General features: G+C 50.4%; 15 protein-coding genes. 12 read left to right on the plus strand and 3 right to left on the minus strand.

Annotated elements, in window-relative coordinates; all coding sequences use genetic code 11:
* Positions 1-101 precede the first annotated feature (101 nt).
* The 7 genes from trxB to M1K58_RS08405 all read left to right on the plus strand — a co-directional run bounded on the left by trxB (position 102) and on the right by M1K58_RS08405 (position 5,629).
* Positions 102-1,049 (plus strand): thioredoxin-disulfide reductase, encoded by a 948-nt coding sequence (trxB, locus tag M1K58_RS08375; RefSeq protein ID WP_256758307.1) that lies wholly within the window; start codon positions 102-104, stop codon positions 1,047-1,049.
* Positions 1,050-1,116: 67 nt separating this feature from the next.
* Positions 1,117-2,070 carry an ROK family glucokinase gene (locus M1K58_RS08380; RefSeq protein WP_256758308.1) on the plus strand — a complete coding sequence of 318 codons (954 nt, stop codon included), beginning with the start codon at positions 1,117-1,119 and terminating at the stop codon, positions 2,068-2,070.
* A gap of 91 nt (positions 2,071-2,161) precedes the next feature.
* Positions 2,162-3,043, plus strand: a complete 882-nt coding sequence (gene rapZ, locus M1K58_RS08385; protein WP_256758726.1) for an RNase adapter RapZ — start codon at positions 2,162-2,164, stop codon at positions 3,041-3,043.
* Between the two features lie 9 nt (positions 3,044-3,052).
* Positions 3,053-4,039, plus strand: a complete 987-nt coding sequence (locus M1K58_RS08390) for a gluconeogenesis factor YvcK family protein (protein WP_256758309.1) — start codon at positions 3,053-3,055, stop codon at positions 4,037-4,039.
* A gap of 7 nt (positions 4,040-4,046) precedes the next feature.
* A complete protein-coding gene (gene whiA, locus M1K58_RS08395; protein ID WP_256758310.1) occupies positions 4,047-4,982 on the plus strand; it encodes a DNA-binding protein WhiA in 936 nt (311 codons plus the stop codon).
* A 101-nt stretch (positions 4,983-5,083) separates the two neighbouring features.
* On the plus strand, positions 5,084-5,353 hold the full coding sequence (locus M1K58_RS08400) for an HPr family phosphocarrier protein (RefSeq protein ID WP_094042918.1): 270 nt from the start codon (positions 5,084-5,086) through the stop codon (positions 5,351-5,353).
* A 45-nt stretch (positions 5,354-5,398) separates the two neighbouring features.
* Entirely contained in the window at positions 5,399-5,629 is a 231-nt protein-coding gene (locus tag M1K58_RS08405) for a hypothetical protein (protein ID WP_256758311.1), read from the plus strand.
* A gap of 89 nt (positions 5,630-5,718) precedes the next feature.
* On the opposite strand, the gene M1K58_RS08410 is transcribed toward M1K58_RS08405, so the two are convergent.
* The 3 genes from M1K58_RS08410 to M1K58_RS08420 are packed head-to-tail and all read right to left on the minus strand — an operon-like array spanning position 5,719 to position 10,102.
* Positions 5,719-6,690: a sugar ABC transporter substrate-binding protein gene (locus M1K58_RS08410; RefSeq protein WP_256758312.1), complete on the minus strand. Its 972-nt coding sequence runs from the start codon at positions 6,688-6,690 to the stop codon at positions 5,719-5,721.
* Positions 6,665-8,272 carry a response regulator gene (locus tag M1K58_RS08415; RefSeq protein WP_256758313.1) on the minus strand — a complete coding sequence of 536 codons (1,608 nt, stop codon included), beginning with the start codon at positions 8,270-8,272 and terminating at the stop codon, positions 6,665-6,667. The genes M1K58_RS08410 and M1K58_RS08415 overlap by 26 nt, the downstream gene beginning before the upstream one ends.
* 12 nt (positions 8,273-8,284) lie before the next feature.
* Positions 8,285-10,102 carry a sensor histidine kinase gene (locus M1K58_RS08420; protein WP_256758314.1) on the minus strand — a complete coding sequence of 606 codons (1,818 nt, stop codon included), beginning with the start codon at positions 10,100-10,102 and terminating at the stop codon, positions 8,285-8,287.
* A gap of 278 nt (positions 10,103-10,380) precedes the next feature.
* On the opposite strand from M1K58_RS08420, the gene M1K58_RS08425 reads away from it, so the two are divergent.
* The 5 genes from M1K58_RS08425 (at position 10,381) to M1K58_RS08445 (ending at position 17,102) form a co-directional block, all read left to right on the plus strand.
* Entirely contained in the window at positions 10,381-11,442 is a 1,062-nt protein-coding gene (locus tag M1K58_RS08425; RefSeq protein ID WP_256758315.1) for an ABC transporter substrate-binding protein, read from the plus strand.
* Between the two features lie 91 nt (positions 11,443-11,533).
* Positions 11,534-13,045 (plus strand): sugar ABC transporter ATP-binding protein, encoded by a 1,512-nt coding sequence (locus M1K58_RS08430; protein ID WP_256758316.1) that lies wholly within the window; start codon positions 11,534-11,536, stop codon positions 13,043-13,045.
* Positions 13,046-13,051: 6 nt separating this feature from the next.
* Positions 13,052-14,089, plus strand: coding sequence for an ABC transporter permease (locus tag M1K58_RS08435; RefSeq protein ID WP_256758317.1), 1,038 nt, complete (start codon positions 13,052-13,054; stop codon positions 14,087-14,089).
* The gene (yjfF, locus tag M1K58_RS08440; protein ID WP_256758318.1) at positions 14,082-15,047 is read left to right on the plus strand and encodes a galactofuranose ABC transporter, permease protein YjfF; all 966 of its coding nucleotides are present in this window, start codon (positions 14,082-14,084) and stop codon (positions 15,045-15,047) included. The genes M1K58_RS08435 and yjfF overlap by 8 nt, the downstream gene beginning before the upstream one ends.
* Before the next feature lie 39 nt (positions 15,048-15,086).
* Positions 15,087-17,102, plus strand: a complete 2,016-nt coding sequence (locus M1K58_RS08445; RefSeq protein WP_256758319.1) for a methyl-accepting chemotaxis protein — start codon at positions 15,087-15,089, stop codon at positions 17,100-17,102.
* Positions 17,103-17,106 lie beyond the last annotated feature (4 nt).

The following is a 17,106-nucleotide window of genomic DNA, read 5'->3' on the forward strand; positions in this document are numbered from 1 at the left end:
CGTGGACGTGTAATGACAACCTAGAGGCAGACACAAATGACATGACAATGGAACAGTTTCGCTGGCGAAACTTATTCGTTGTACAACAGGAGGAACAAGGAATGCACAAGACAATCGTTATCGGAACAGGGCCTGCGGGCTTGACGGCTACCATCTATTTAGCACGAGCTAATCTGTCCCCCCTCGTTATTGAAGGTCCAGAGCCTGGAGGTCAGTTAACGACTACGACAGAGGTGGAGAATTTTCCTGGCTTTCCTGAAGGGATAATGGGCCCAGATTTGATGGCGAATATGCGGAAGCAAGCAGAGCGCTTCGGTGCAGAGTTCCGCACGGGCTGGATTAATAAAGTGGATATGTCTAAACGTCCGTTCACGCTTTCTCTCGAAGGCGGGGAAGAGCTACAAGCAGAAACATTGATTATCTCTACTGGCGCTTCTGCTAAGTACATGGGGATACCGGGGGAGAAGGACAACGTTGGTAGAGGTGTTAGCACCTGTGCGACATGCGATGGATTTTTCTTTCGTGGCAAAAAGATTATCGTCGTTGGTGGCGGAGATTCAGCGATGGAGGAAGCTAATTTCCTAACTCGTTTTGCTTCCGAAGTTACGCTTGTTCATCGTCGTGATGAGATGAGAGCTTCTAAGATCATGCAGGATCGTGCGCATGAGAATAACAAAATCCTGTGGGGGTTAAACAAAACTCCGATTGAGGTTATTGCTGGTGATAACGGCGTTACAGGACTGAAGGTTCGTAACAATGCAACCGGTGAAGAAGAAATTATCGACACTCAGGGCTTATTCGTGGCCATCGGCCATACGCCAAATACGAAGTTCTTGGACAATCAGCTGGATACGGACGAGTTAGGCTATCTGAAAGTGAATCCAGGTACGACGGAGACGAATATTCCAGGTGTGTTCGCATGTGGTGATGTTCAAGATCATAAATATCGTCAAGCGATTACTGCAGCGGGAAGTGGATGTATGGCTGCGCTTGATTGCGAGAAGTTTTTAGAAAACTCTGCGGTGCATGATTGGAGTCAATCACTTTAATACCGCATAAGGACTAAGATCCTGTATACTAGTAGTAACAACATTATTGTTTATGAGGTGTCGATCAATGTCAGAATCATTGTATGTAGGCGTAGATTTGGGCGGGACTGCTGTTAAGGTAGGCTTGTGCAATGCAAACGGGGATTTACTCCGTACTCACGAAGGACCCACACAAGCTGCTGGTGGAGCGGACGCTGTATTATCCAATATTGCGACCTATGTCAAAGAGCTAGTACCTCCTGGAACACCAGAATGGGATAACGTAGCGGGTGTAGGGATCGGTATCGCCGGATTTCTGAATATTCCCGAGGGGATTATTGACTTCTCGCCAAATCTTCCTTTCAAAGACGTTCCTGTCACACGGATTATGGAAGAGAAGATTGGCAAGCCGGTCAAAATTAATAACGACGCTAACGTGGCTGCGCTTGGAGAAGCGTGGGGCGGGGCAGGCAGAAATGTTGCGAATTGCGTATGCTATACGCTAGGTACAGGGGTCGGCGGCGGTATTATTCTAAATAATCGGCTTATAGAAGGATCAACGGGTATGGCAGGAGAGCTTGGTCACTTGTCGATCGTAGCTGATCTTGAAGCGATTCAATGTGGTTGTGGTAAGATGGGGTGCCTTGAGACGGTATCTTCGGCAACGGGAATTATCCGTATGGCTGTCGATGCGGTAGAACGGGGAGACCGAACCTCACTCACTTTCATAGAGGGTGAGATCACGGCCAAGGACGTTATTGATGCGGCTAGAGACGGTGACGAGGTTGCTCAGCGAATTGTGTCTCGTGCTGCGTTTTATTTGGGAAAATCGATGGCTGCTGTTGCTGTCGTCGTTAACCCACAACGCTTTATCGTTGGAGGCGGGGTGAGCAAAGCCGGTGAATTCCTCTTTGCTCAAATTCGCGAGGTATTCGATAAGTTGACTCCGGGCAATGCTCGCAATGGGGTCGAGATCGTCGCTGCCGAGCTAGGAAACAATGCAGGGGTTGTAGGTGCTGCAGGATTGTTCCTACGAGCATAATTGAAGCAAGCGCTCGGTTCCGCTAGCTTATAAGGCGGGTCGGGCGTTCTTTCGTTCATCGCAATAGGTGGAGGGGATAGACTTGGATACGATGATAACACAGCCGACTCTTATTATTATTACTGGGATGTCGGGTGCCGGAAAAACGATTGCTGTTCAGAGCTTAGAGGATTTGGGTTTTTTCTGCGTTGATAATTTACCGCCTGTACTTATACCTAAATTTGCTGAACTCATAGAGCAATCGCAGGGACGTATTGCGAAAGTAGCTTTAGTCATTGATTTGCGGGGGAGAGAGTTTTTCACGGCGTTATCTGAATCTCTCAATCATATTCGAGAGCATTATACGATTCATTATGAGATTTTGTTTTTGGATGCGACGGATTCAGTCCTCGTTCAGCGTTACAAAGAAAGCCGCCGCAGACACCCACTTGCACCAGAAGGATTGCCGCTTGAGGGAATACATTCTGAACGTAAGCTACTTGAGGACTTGAAGGGCTGGGCGACTCAAGTTATTGACACAAGTAGTCTCAAGCCAGCAGCGTTGAAGGAAAAGATCATAGGTCGGTTCACCAACCTAGATCGGAATAACATTTCTATAAACGTGACTTCCTTCGGATTTAAGTATGGGGTTCCCATCGACGCAGATTTGATTTTCGATGTACGCTTTTTACCTAACCCACATTATGTTGAGAACCTTCGGCCTAAGACGGGTGTTGAGCCAGAAGTGTATGACTACGTCATGAAATGGCCTGAAACTCAAACCTTCTTAACGAAATTACTGGATATGCTCCAATATTTAATTCCGTTGTACCACAAAGAAGGCAAAAGCCAGATTGTTATCGGAATCGGATGCACAGGAGGCAAACATCGTTCCGTTGCATTAGCGGAATACCTAGGGCGTATGTTAGGCTCCAGCGAGACAGAATTAGTACGAGTGAGCCATCGCGATTCAGAGCGCGACAGGCAGAACTGAGGTGGGGCTATGAAGGAGAGGCAAACCCTCTCTCGTAAACCACGAATTGTTGTCATTGGTGGGGGTACGGGATTATCCGTAATGCTGCGTGGATTAAAGCAGAAGCCTCTGGATATTACAGCTATCGTAACAGTGGCTGATGATGGTGGAAGCTCGGGTATTTTACGTGAGGAATTGCAAATTCCACCTCCAGGGGATATACGTAACGTATTGTCTGCGTTAGCAGATACAGAGCCTTTACTAGCAGAAGTGCTTAATTATAGATTTAATAGTGGCACAGGGCTAGCTGGGCATAGCTTGGGTAACCTTATTCTCGCAGCGATGACTGACATTACGGGAGATTTCGTAACAGGGATTACTGAGCTCAGTCGGATCTTCGCGGTTCGTGGCCGAGTTCTACCTGCTGCGAATCAAGCTATCGTTCTGAAGGCTGAGATGGAAGATGGGTCAATTGTAGTTGGAGAGTCCAAAATTCCGAAAGCGGGTTTAGCTATTCGTAAAGTGTTCCTCGAGCCTGCAGATGTCGAGGCACTACCGGAGGCTGTTCAAGCGTTGCGTGAGGCAGATGCGATACTGATCGGCCCAGGGAGCTTGTATACGAGCATTATTCCGAATTTGATCGTTCCGAAGCTAGCGGAAGCAATCGTCCAATCGGATGCGGTCAAGTTGTTTGTATGCAATGTGATGACCCAGCCTGGTGAAACCGACAATTATTCGGTAAGTGACCATCTTGCTGCCGTTCATGCTCATATTGGTCAGCATTTATTTGATTATGTGATCGTGAACGATGGAGAAATTCCTCCTCAAGTTCAGGATCGGTATGCGGAGAAGGGCTCTAAAGCTGTACACTTGGATTTGGAGGAAGTGACCAAGCGAGGATATAAGGTAATTGCGGATACGTTGGTATTATTCCGGACTTACTTGCGTCATGATGCAGCCAAATTAAGTGATCATATTTATCATCTGGTCGAAGATTGGATGTTGCGGAAGGGGTGAAAAGGGTATGTCATTTGCGGCGCTAACAAAAAAAGAACTCACTTTGCTCGAATCTGATGGCTGCTGTGAGAAGGCGGAGTTATCGGCTTTGATACGGATGAATGGAACGATCTCATTGTCCAATAAGCGAGTTATACTGGATATCTCCACCGAGAATGCCGCAATATCACGCCGCATCTACACCCTGCTTAAGCGACATTTTAAAGTTATAACCGAGCTTCTAGTGCGTAAAAAAATGCGTTTGAAGAAAAATAACGTTTATGTTGTGCGAGTACCAGCAGGTGCGGAGGCTATTCTAAATGACCTGTCGATTGTCTCCGAGGGATTTCTATTCCATCCGAGTATTGATAAAGAATTGGTTCGTAAGGCATGCTGTAAAAAGGCTTATTTGCGTGGTGCGTTTTTAGCGGGGGGTTCAGTGAATAATCCGGAGGGCTCATCCTATCACTTGGAAATATCCTCGATGTATGAGGAGCATTGTCAAGCTCTTGTGGACCTTGCGAATAAATTCCATCTGAATGCACGTTTTATCGAACGCAAGAAGGGATTTATCCTCTACATTAAGGAAGGCGAGAAGATCATCGAGTTTTTAAGCATCATCGGTGCCCATCAAGCCTTGTTTAAGTTCGAGGATGTCCGTATAATGCGAGATATGCGTAACTCGGTGAATCGGATCGTAAATTGCGAGACGGCTAATCTGAACAAGACGATCGGGGCAGCAGTCAGACAAATTGAGAATATCAAACTTCTTGTTAAAGAGGTCGGACTTTACAATTTACCTGATAAGCTTCGAGAGGTCGCGGAAATAAGACTTCAGCATCCTGACATTAACCTGAAGGAAGTCGGAGATTTGCTTAAAGGACAGGTCAGTAAATCAGGTGTAAACCACCGACTTCGTAAGCTAGATGAGTGGGCTGAAAAAATCCGGAACGGCGGAGCATAACCGTATGGCGCATTTGTTCGAATCAATGGTATAATAGTTAAGAAACTGTAGCACGGGGGTCCCCAGATGAGGGACGAACAAAGATAGGGGGTATCCGGTCCATGACGAGACAGCCGGTAGTTGTTCGGCTTAAAACGGGTCTTCACGCCAGACCGGCGGCACTATTCGTGCAAGAAGCCAATAAATTCTCCTCCGACGTCTTTGTGGAGAAGGATGAAAAGAAAGTAAATGCGAAAAGCATCATGGGAATTATGAGCCTGGCTATCAGCTCCGGTACGGAAGTCGCGATCAGCGCGGAAGGTTCCGACGCAGAGCAAGCTGTAACCGCTTTAGTGCAGCTTGTAAGCAAAGAAGAGCTAGAGAACCAATAAGTCATTTTCACTTAAAGCTCCCTAACGGGAGCTTTTTGCATTTCTATGCGCCTAGACAAGCTAGACACAACAAGCCGATGCAAGTCCGGTCGAGGTAAGAACAAGAGAACTGTTGGTGACTCGGGTACAGCGGCACTCGCAATGAAAAAAACGGATATCCAAGGAGTCGTAGATGCAGCCATTATCCAATACGGCTTGACTTCGCGGACCTCGCTGCCATGGCTCAACGCATACTTCACCCATAACCCACAAGGGCTTTGGGGTCGGCAAGCTTAATCCCAAGAATCAGCTCGAAGGTCAAAAAAGTGCCTATATGGAACGAACCTATGTACCGAGTAATGCAAGGGTCATGTATGTATCTTACCCTAACGGTTTCCCGACACCTCAACGAATCCCGTATCGTCGAACCGGGGGACCTGTCGCCCTTCGGCAGCATCCAAGAGCCGAGCGATGATTCGGTTTCCCCACTCTTCCTCGTGTTGCGATAATACCGACGTTAACTGGCCGTTGCGGATCGCTTCTTGGATTTCCGGAGTTAGCCCGAAGGTAAGGGCGTAACGTGCCAAGCCTTTGGCTTTCCATACGAGAATGGAAGCGGATCCGGACACGAAGTCGAGTCCGACGAAGGCGTCGAAATGAGGATGGGAGTCGATCATTTCCTCGAGATCCCTTAACGCGCGGATCTCGCTCCCTTCGTTATAGCGAACTTCCAGCACTTGTATTTTCGTTTTATTGTTTAGATAGGTAAGCATTCCCTCCAACCGCTGGTCCATACTGAGCGTCCGGCGCGTTCCGGTTTCCACCAGCACCATGCCACTCCCGTCGAGCAGCTTATCCAGAGACTCTCCCATTCTACGCCCCGATTCCAGGTTGTTCGTTCCGATATAGGTCAAGCGTTGGCTTGCGGGAGAATCCGATTCGAAGCAGATGACGGGTATCCCGCTGTTAACGGCTTTATCGATGATAGGGGCGAGCGCGTTCGCATCGATCGGGTCTATGGCGATCCCGTCGACTTGTTGGCGGATCATCGTCTCCATCATGCGGATTTGCTGCTCCAAGTTCGATTCTCCCGGAGCCTTGACGATAAGCTGGACGTTCGACTCCGCTGCAGCCAATTCGGCCGTGCGGGTTATCGTTTCGTAGAACGGATGTGTCATCGGATAGATGATCCCAAACGTATATGCAGTTGCGACTTTCGTTATGATGGGAGAGGTAGTCGATGGGGGAGGTGCGACCGAATCCACATCTTTGGTACATCCCGATAAGATAACCGACAAGAGAGCAATCGGCAGAAGAAAGCATAGTAATGGTTTACGCCAAGCGCTCGGGACTATCATGATACTCTCCTTCCGCGGATCGGCCTTCGGGCATCCCTTGCCGGCGAAATTCCCGCGTCGTCATACCCGTCATCTTCTTGAACAGATTAGAAAAATAGTGCGCGTCGTTATAGCCGACCTGATAGGCGATCTCGTAGGATTTATCATTGGTCGCTTGCAATAGTTCCATCGCTTTGCGAATTCGGGTTTGCGTTAAATACTCGATGAAGGTTTGATCGTTTTCTTGGCTGAACACTTTGCTTAAGTGGCTCGGACTGACGCGAACGTGTTCGGCGGCGTCTTGGAGCGATAACCGATCGTTCACATATTGCTGTTGGATGAATCTTTTGACTTTGGCGATGATGTCCGCGTACTTGTTGGACGCATCCGCCCTCCAGGTCCATAGCTGTTTCAGCAAATCCGCCAAGAAGCGGCAAGACTCCTCCCAGCTTGAGACCTTGTGGATTTCTCCTTGAAGCTCGGCAACTAGGGAGTCAGATACTTCCCCTGAACGGAAGCCGTTCTTCGCTTCTTGCAAAGACTCCAGCATTAATTCGTTCAGCAAGTAGTAGCCATACATAGAAGATTTCCAATCCACTTCCACGAGATTGGCGGCGAAGTCGCGAACGAACTCTTGGAGCTGGGAGACCGTTCCGATCTTAAGAAACTCGATGAAACGCGCGCGGTCTAGGTAGGCGGTCGATCCGGCCGAACGACCGGCCGTTTGCCATAATTCATTCTGATTGATTTTCGTTAGCCGATGTATAATCCGGTCTTCCTCGGCCTCCAAGAAAGAAACGTGGATGCCTTGTAATCGATTCTGCACGCTTCCGACTCCGAATGAGACCGAGCATGGAAGCTCGCTCTCGAGATGAGGGACGAGCTTATGGCGGATATGATCGAGAGTAACGGCTAAATCTTGAGCGGAATCACCATGAATGATCCATACCTTTTCCGTCCGGCTGCGCTTGAAGCTCCATCCGGTAACGGTATCGGACAGCTTATCGTCGATGACCCGTTCCGCCTGCAAGATCGTATCGGTATCGGTATACGAGTTAGATTCCGAGCATCTCAGGTCGCAGATCAAGACAGCATAGTATGATGAAATCACGTTCAAGGACAGAGAAGTCGCCGCTTCGACGGCCTCGGTCGTGGTGATGAGTCCGCCACATAAGTCGCCGAAGAGCTTCTCCTGGGTGTAAGCTTTACGTTCCTTCAACCGGCGTTCATGGTCGATCTTGTCTCCAACGGAATGCAGAAGCTTAATCAGATCAAGAGAATGAACGGGCTTCAAGCAGTATTCTTCAACGCCTATTTGTAGCGCTGATCGGGCGTAGCTGAATTCATCGTGACCGCTAAGGATAATGATCTTCGTATCCGGCAACCGTTGGCGAACGATGGAGCTTAGCTCAAGGCCATTCATGAAAGGCATCTTGATGTCGGTAATCAGAATATCCGGCATCCACTTCTCGATCAGGGGGAGCGCGACTTCTCCGTCCGACGCATCCCCGCAATAGATGAAACCTTCCTTTTCCCAATCGATGCAAACCCGAATGTTTTCTCTAATGACGATTTCGTCGTCGACGAGCATGACCTTTTTCACCGATAGTCACCCCTATTTCTTAGGTATCCGAACGTAGATGCATGTCCCCTTGCGTTCTTCGCTTTCGATATGTAACCCGTAACGTTCTCCGAAATACAGCTTCAGTCGCTGATGAACGTTTTGCAGACCGAATCCGCCGTTTTTACCGTCCTCCAATCCCGTGTCTCTAGTATCGTTCGGTTGCGAATCGCGCGGTTGCTCCAGTTGTTCGCGGACCTCCTCCAAGTGATCCGTCGTCATGCCGATTCCGTTATCCTCGACAAACAAGACAATATCTTGAACCTGGTCGACATACCCGCCAATACGGATCAATCCTTTGCCTCGTTGATTTTTGATGCCGTGGTACAGAGCATTCTCTACCAGCGGTTGCAGCGTCATCTTCAGAATCGGATACATCTGAAGCTCGGGGCTCACGTCGACTTCGTAATCGAGAATATCGCGATAGCGCATCTTCTGGATAATCAAATAGCTTTGCACATGATCGAGCTCGATCTTGATCGAAATCCAATCGCGGCCTTTATTCAAGCTGATGCGGAAAAATCGGGATAAGGCTTGTACAAGCTGGATGACTTGCTCGTTCTTGCCTGCCTCGGCCATCCAAACGATGGAATCGAGCGTGTTATAGAGAAAGTGAGGATTAATCTGGGCTTGTAGCGTTCTGAGCTCCGCCTTCTGGATATGCTCCTGCTCGCGGATGCTTTGTTCGAGCAGCATCTTGATTTTCTCGATCATTGTATTGAAGCTCGCGCCTAGATCGGCGATTTCATCCTGCCCCGAAGGCTTCACCTTGGCATCGAGATAACCGGAGGCGGCTTGCCGCATCTTGCTCTTGAGGAGCTGGATCGGCCGGGTTAGACGCGAGGTGATGAAGAAATAGAGAGTAATCGTAAATACAATGCTTAAGGCAACGCTTACGATAATGAGCGTGCGAATTCGGTTAGCATCCTCTACGATTTCTTCAAGCGGAGCGCTGCCTACGATTTTCCAGCCGGTTGCTTGCGAAGTGGCGAACACGACGAATTTGGATGGATCGGCAGTGGAGTCCACGAAGCTGTCTCTCTGGTAGCCGGTATGTTCGCTAAGATTAACGGGCTGGGACGAATCTCCGGATTGAGCGGGCGCGGCAGGCGTAAAGATCGGAATTCCTTGATCATCCGCGACGTAGAACAATCCGGTCTTGCCGATCTTCACATTATTAGAAAACCGCTCCACGACCGAATCATCCAGATCGATGACGATGAAGCCGACGACTTCGTTGGTGATCTGCTGCTTGACAGTCGCCATGATTGTAATGACGTTACGGTCGGGATAGCGGAAGCCGTCCAGACGGTCCCAATCGGAAGATTTCGTAGGCGGAATATTAAGCACTTCATTAGGCTCCGTCATTAAATACGCGAAATGGGGATTTCTCAGAGGGTTGTAATCTAACTGAAACACTCCTTTGCGTTCGCTGATCCCTCTGCCGTATAAGTTAATCATCGTCATGTTGAGTACGCTTTCATATTTGTATGTCTGACGGTATAAATCGAACGTCTTCAAAATGAACTTGGCGTCCTCGTAGGTTTCGCTCTGAGAGAAGAGGAAACGAAGCACTTGAGGGTTTTTCTCCAGTTCGAGCAGGCGGCTCGTATCTTGGAACAAGACGTCGATGTCCAAGGCGAGACGATCCGCGACGAGCATCGTAGCCGCCTTGCTATGGCCGGATACGGTGTCGAATGATTTCTGGTAGGAAACGAGGCCGACCGCGATGAGCGGAATCGACGTTAATATAACGAACATCGTGAGCAGCTTGGCTCGCAAGCTGGAGGTAATCTTCCGTACGAAAGGCATTCCGCAGCGTTCCTTCCTTAATTGTGGCATTCGCGGAGAGACGCGGTCCCTTTTCTACTAACTATAGCAAATATCATCCATTTCGTGGGCTTCCTATTCAGACGTGATGGCAATTTCCAACTTTTGAATGAAAAATTACAACAAAACGATTCCCATGAGCTCAAACATCCCGTAAAAACGCAAAAAACGGCTATGATCGTCCGTATAATCGGCATCTGACAGCGTTTTATAATGAGTTCACGCCAACAAATGGTGAACGAATGGGGAGGAAGTTACAGATGAAAAGTGTTAAGAAGTGGGGCGTATCGCTCGCCTTGGTCGCTCTAATGGTCGTTGTTTCCGCTTGCGGCGGCAACAACAAGGGAAGCAACTCGAGCTCTTCTCCGGCTGAAAGCTCGAAAGCGCCAGCTGCGGCTGCTGAAAGCGCAAGTCCAAGCGAGTCCGCACCCGCGGCGACGGATAAGAAAGTGGTTCTCGGCTTCGCGCAGGTTGGAGCGGAAAGCGGCTGGAGAACGGCCAACACGAATTCGATCAAGGAATCCGCGGGAGAGGCCGGCTTCGATCTGAAGTTCTCCGATGCGCAGCAGAAGCAAGAAAATCAAATCAAAGCGATTCGTTCTTACATCCAACAGAAGGTTGACGTTATTGCCTTCTCGCCTGTCGTCGAGTCCGGATGGGACACGGTTCTGAAGGAAGCTAAAGATGCGGGCATCCCTGTCATTCTGACCGATCGGTCGGTAGATTCCAAAGATACGTCCTATTACAAAACGTTCATCGGTTCGGATTTCGTGGAAGAAGGCCGCAAAGCAGGTCAATGGGTGCTCGATCAATATAAAGACACTCAAGAAGTCGTAAATATCGTTGAGCTGCAAGGTACGACGGGTTCCGCTCCCGCGAACGACCGCAAAGCAGGCTTCCAGGAAATGATCAAATCGAATGACAAGCTTAAAGTTATTGCATCCCAGACGGGCGATTTCACTCGCGCCAAAGGGAAAGAAGTCATGCAGGCGTTCCTGAAAGCGCACAAAGACATCGACGTGCTGTATGCCCACAACGATGATATGGCTCTCGGCGCGATTCAAGCGATCGAAGCGGCCGGACTTGTTCCGGGCAAAGATATCATCATCATTTCCGTCGACGCCGTTAAAGACGGCATGACTGCTGCCAGCGAAGGCAAAATCAACTTCATCGTGGAGTGTAATCCGCTTCTTGGACCGCAGTTAATGCAAGCGGTTAACGATGTTCTCGCTAACAAAGAAATCCCGCAACGCATCGTAACGGAAGAATCGACGTTTACGTCGGAGCAAGCCAAAGAGGCGCTTCCAACACGTAAATATTAATCGTTCAGTCGTAAGTTCGCATGCTGGAAGAGCCGCTCCGCTACCGATGGATCGAGTCGGAGCGGCTTTTTCTCTTAAAGGAGGAAGGAACATGATCGATCGGCAGCCGATCCTACAGATGAATGGAATATACAAAAGCTTTCCCGGCGTTCGCGCGCTGAAAGGTGTCGACTTCAGATTGTTCGCAGGCGAAGTGCATGCCTTGATGGGAGAGAACGGGGCGGGTAAATCCACGTTGATCAAAACACTGACGGGAGTGTACTCCGTCGATGAAGGGAAAGTCATGCTGGACGGGAAGGAGATTCGTCCCCATAGTCCGCAGGATGCTCAAGGGGTTGGGATTAGTACCGTCTATCAGGAAGTCAATCTTTGTCCGAATCTAACGGTGGCGGAAAACATCTATATCGGCCGAGAGCCGCGCCGGTTCGGGATCATTCAGTGGAAGGAAATGAACAAGAACGCGTCCGTGCTTCTATCGGAACGGCTTAGTCTTCACATAGATGTTTCATTGCCCTTGCAATCGTATTCGGTAGCTATTCAACAGCTCATCGCTATCGCGCGCGCCTTGAGTATTTCCGCTAAGGTATTGATTCTAGACGAACCGACTTCAAGCCTCGACCGGAATGAAGTGCAGCAGTTGTTCACCATCATGCGCAAGCTAAAAAACGAAGGCCTCGCGATCTTGTTCGTGACGCACTTCCTGGACCAGGTCTACGAAATATCGGATCGGATTACGATTCTTCGCAACGGGGAATTCGTCGGAGAGAGCTTGGCGGCGGATTTACCTAGAATCGAGCTCGTATCACGTATGATCGGCAAGGAGTTGAATCTGCTAGAAGAGATGCCTAAGTCGCAAGCCGAGGAGCAAGCGGATACGGACGACATTTGGATAGAAGCTTCGAATCTTGGCCGTACGGGGGCAATCGAGCCGTTTAACCTCGCTATCCGCCGCGGGGAAGTCGTAGGATTGGCAGGTTTACTTGGATCGGGCCGTACGGAAATCGCCCGCTTATTCTTCGGAGCGGACAGGGCGGACCAAGGAAAGCTGAAGCTTGCGAAATCAGGCGAGGCCATCCGTTCTCCGCGGGATGCCATCTCGCAGGGAATCGGATTCTGCCCCGAGAACCGGAAGATCGAGGGGATTATTGACGATTTGTCCGTCCGCGAGAACATCATCTTGGCACTGCAAGCGACCCGTGGCTGGTTCAGGACGATCAACCGCAAGAGGCAGGATGAGATCGCCGAACAATATATCGGTACCTTAAATATTAACCCTCCTAACCCGGAGCATCTCGTGAAAAATTTGAGCGGAGGCAACCAGCAGAAGGTCATTCTGGCCCGTTGGCTTCTGACGCAGCCGGAGCTGCTCATTCTGGATGAGCCGACCCGCGGAATCGACGTCGGGGCGAAAGCCGAAATCCAGAAGCTGGTCATGTCGTTATCGCAGCAGGGGATGTCCGTCTTGTTTATCTCATCCGAGCTGGAAGAAGTGCTTAGGGTGAGCGGGAAAATTGCCGTTCTTAGGGACCGCCGGTTGGTAAAGGAAATCGAAGGCCAAGACATCAGCCCGCATCATGTGATGCAGGCCATAGCGGGGGGTTGAGCCACATTGAACCGGATCATGAAACATCATTTGTTTTGGCCGCTAGCCATGCTGGGAGCATTGTTATTATTTAATCTCATCCATTCTCCCGATTTTTTCTCCATTAGAATGCAAGGCGGGCATCTATACGGGAACTTGATCGATATTTTGAACTTCGGTGCTCCGCTTATTCTCGTAGCCGTCGGAATGACGCTAGTCATTGCCACCAAAGGAATCGACTTGTCGGTAGGATCGATCGTCGCGATTGCCGGAGCGATGTCCTGCATGACGATTAGCAAGGGAGAGAATCAAAATTCGCTGAGCCTCGTTCTGATGGCTATCGGGCTTGCCCTGGGCTTGTCTTTGGTTCTAGGCTTGTGGAACGGATTACTGGTGACGGGGGCCGGAATTCAGCCGATTATCGCGACCTTGATCCTCATGGTAGCCGGCCGGGGAATCGCCCAGTTGATTACGGATGGTCAGATCATTACGCTCTCCAGTTCGAGATACGAATATATCGGCACGGGCTCCTTAGCGACGCTGCCGTTCTCCATTTTCATTGTCGCGGCGGTATTCGCTATCGCCTCGTTGTTAACGCGGAAATCCGCGCTCGGCCTTTTCATTGAATCGGTCGGCACCAATCCTCAAGCTAGCCGCTTGGCGGGTATTCGCTCAAACATCGTTATCGTGGCCGTCTATATGTTCTGCGGATTATGCGCGGGAATCGCAGGACTGTTGCTCAGCTCCAACGTATCCAGCGCCGATGGAAACAATGCGGGCTTGTGGTATGAGCTGGATGCGATCCTGGCGGTCGTTATCGGCGGTACCTCGCTGAACGGAGGCCGGTTTTATTTGTCCGGCACGCTCGTCGGGGCGCTGATGATCCAGACGCTGTCCACGACGATCTATTCCGTTGGGATCGCTCCGGAAATTACGCTCGTCGTGAAAGCATTCGTCGTATTAGCGGTCTGCTTGATCCAATCCGAATCGTTCCGTAAAGCGATCGTTAGGCGTTGGAAGACCCGGCATTATCCAGGCGAGAAAGAGGCGACCCGACATGCTTAATCGCAAATTCATTCCCATACTAGTCACGATCGGCTTGTTCGCGGTGATGCTGGCTGCGGGTTCCTTCCGTTACACCGGATTTTTCTCCTTGCAGGTCGTATTCAACTTGCTGATCGACAACGCTTTCTTGCTTGTGGTTGCGGTGGGCATGACCTTCGTCATCGTTTCCGGGGGCATCGATTTATCGGTCGGTTCCATGATCGCGCTGACGACGATGATATCCGCTAGCCTCATCCAGGAGCATGGCATGCCGCCGATTGTCGTCATTCCTATCGTTCTGGTCATCGGGTGCGCTTTCGGATGGGCGATGGGCGCGATCATTCACTATTTTAAGGTTCAACCTTTTATCGTAACGTTGGCCGGAATGTTCTTGGCGCGGGGGCTGTGTTATATCATCAGTCTTAATACGATTACGATTGATAACTCCACGTACACGACGATTGCGCAGACGAAGATCAAGCTACCGGGGGGGAGCTTCCTCTCGATTAACGTCATTATCGCATTGATCGTTGTTGTACTAGCGATATTCGTGGCGCATTACACCCGTTTCGGCCGTAACGTATATGCGCTGGGGGGAAGCGAGCAATCTGCTCTGCTGATGGGATTGCCCGTCGCGCGTACCAAGATTGGCGTTTACGTCGTGAGCGGGTTCTGTTCTTCTCTAGCCGGAGTGATCTATACATTCTACATGCTGTCCGGATACGGGCTTCATGCGGTCGGGGTCGAGCTTGACGCGATCGCGTCCGTCGTGATCGGAGGCACATTGCTGACCGGCGGCGTCGGCTATATTGCCGGTTCGTTCTTCGGGGTCATGATCTATGGAGTCATCCAGACGATCATTAGCTTCCAAGGGACGCTTAGTTCCTGGTGGACCAAAATTGTTATTGGTTTGTTGCTGTTTGTCTTTATTTTGCTCCAAAGGGTGCTGAGCGCGCGCCGTTCGTCGGTCAAGATGTAGAGATGTCGGCTTATAATACTAGTGGGGGAGCCTGTTAGCATGCGATCAATCGGAACTAAGTTGTTTCTGGTCATCTTCGTCATCGTCGGCTTACTGTCCACATCCTTGGGGTTGTTCTCCTATTTCACCGCAAAGTCGGCAATCGTCGAGCAAGCGGAGACGAGTTCCGTTCAGACGATATCGCTAACCGGCGAGAAGCTGGATATGAAGCTGCGTTTCTTGCTCGATGCGACGAATCAGATCGTCAATAACAGCGACTTTCGGGAACAGCTCTTTCAATTCGCCAATGCGGGCAGGATGCGTTCCGAGGAAAAGAATAGCCGGATGGAACAAGTGCTTGGGCTGCTTGACCAGATTAAACTGTCCGAACCGCGCATTCGCGACATCACGTTACTTCCGCTCGTGGATCCGGTTTCGATGATGAGCACGGATCGGCAGGCGGACAAGCCGGATATACAAGCGGACTGGATACGCCGAATTCGGGAATCCGATGGGAAACCCGTCTGGCTTGCCATTGCCCAACAAGGCTATTTGGGTAACTCCCCGAAGCCGTTATTCGCCTACGGCAAATTGCTGGGTAAGAAAAATCTAGGCTCGAACGAATTCGTGCTGCTCGTTCAGATCGAGTCGACCGTCCTGCAAGAAATGATCCAAGGCGTTAAACTCGGCGATCGTTCTGTCGTCGCCATCTATGACGCTTCCGGTGCGCTTATTATGGGTAATAGCGATTCGAACTTGCCGCTAAGCGAACGATTGCCGATGCTTGCACGTAACGAAGCTGCCGAAGGGAGAACCAACAATTACACTGGAGAAGATGAGCGGTTGGTCGCCTATCGCAACTCGCCGGTAACGGGATGGACGCTAACCGGGATAGTCCCCTTAAGCGAATTAACGATCGCGGCCGACCGTATTAGGGCCTGGACCATCGGGGCTATCGCGGCTAGCGTAGTCGTTGCGGTCATTGTCGGTATTTGGCTAATCCGAATGATATCCAAGCCGCTCGGACAGTTGAAGCTATTGATGCGTAAGGCGGCGGGAGGCGATTTGCAGGGTAGGATGATTACCCGCAGACGGGATGAGATCGGGGACGTGTCAACCGCATTTAATCAGATGGCGGAGCAAATTGGGATGCTGGTGTCTAACGCCCGTCGATCCGTAGAGGATATGGCAGGTTCTAGCAACCGGATGGCGAATGCCGCGCAACGTACGGCTTCTTCTGCGAATGAAATTCATTCGGCCGCTGCGCAGATCGCATTAGGAGCCGCGGGGCTTGCCGCGAATGCCGAACTGAGCGGCAGTAACGTCAGCGTCATGGGAAGCCGGACGGACGCCGCTCGCGCGTTTCACGAGAAGATGGAAGAAGCAACGAGCGTCGTCGATGATTTCTGCAATGAAGGCGGGGAAATCGTAGAGGGGCTTCTCGTCAAGACGAAAGAGACCGATTTACATTTTCGTTCGCTTGCGGCGCGTGTGAACGGCTTGTCGGACAGCGCGGCTTCCATTCAGGGGATATTGAAGTTGATTACGCAAATGGCCAAACAGACGACGATTCTTTCCCTTAATGCGGCGATCGAAGCTTCGAGGGACGGGCAAGCAGGAGGCATGAAGGCGATTGCCGACGAAATCAGGCGAGTGGCCGAACAATCCCATGCTTCTATCGGCCGAGTAGAAGCATTGGCGATGAACATTAGGTCAGAAGTTGACTCCTCGGTCGGAACGATGCGGGAGACGGAGCCTTTTTTTCGGGAGGTGTCCGACGGCGTTAGTTCGGTTCACGATTTGTTCCGCAACGTTCGGGAGATGATGGGGCAATTGAAGAGACGTCTGAATGAAGTGAACTTATCCCTGCAACAGCTTCATCGAAGCCATGAAACGATCAGCGCCTCGATTGAAGAAGTGACGGCGGTTTCCCAGGAGGCCTCTTCTTCTGCCGATCAAGTTGCGGTGTTGACCAATGACCAGAAAGAGATCGGGTTGGAATTGGTGCAGGTGTCGGAGGATTTGAAGCAGGTATCTGCCGAATTAGAGCAACACATGTCACGCTTTTTGGTATAATGAA

The organism is Cohnella sp. WQ 127256, from assembly GCF_024519285.1.
Taxonomy (GTDB): Bacteria; Bacillota; Bacilli; order Paenibacillales; family Paenibacillaceae; genus Cohnella.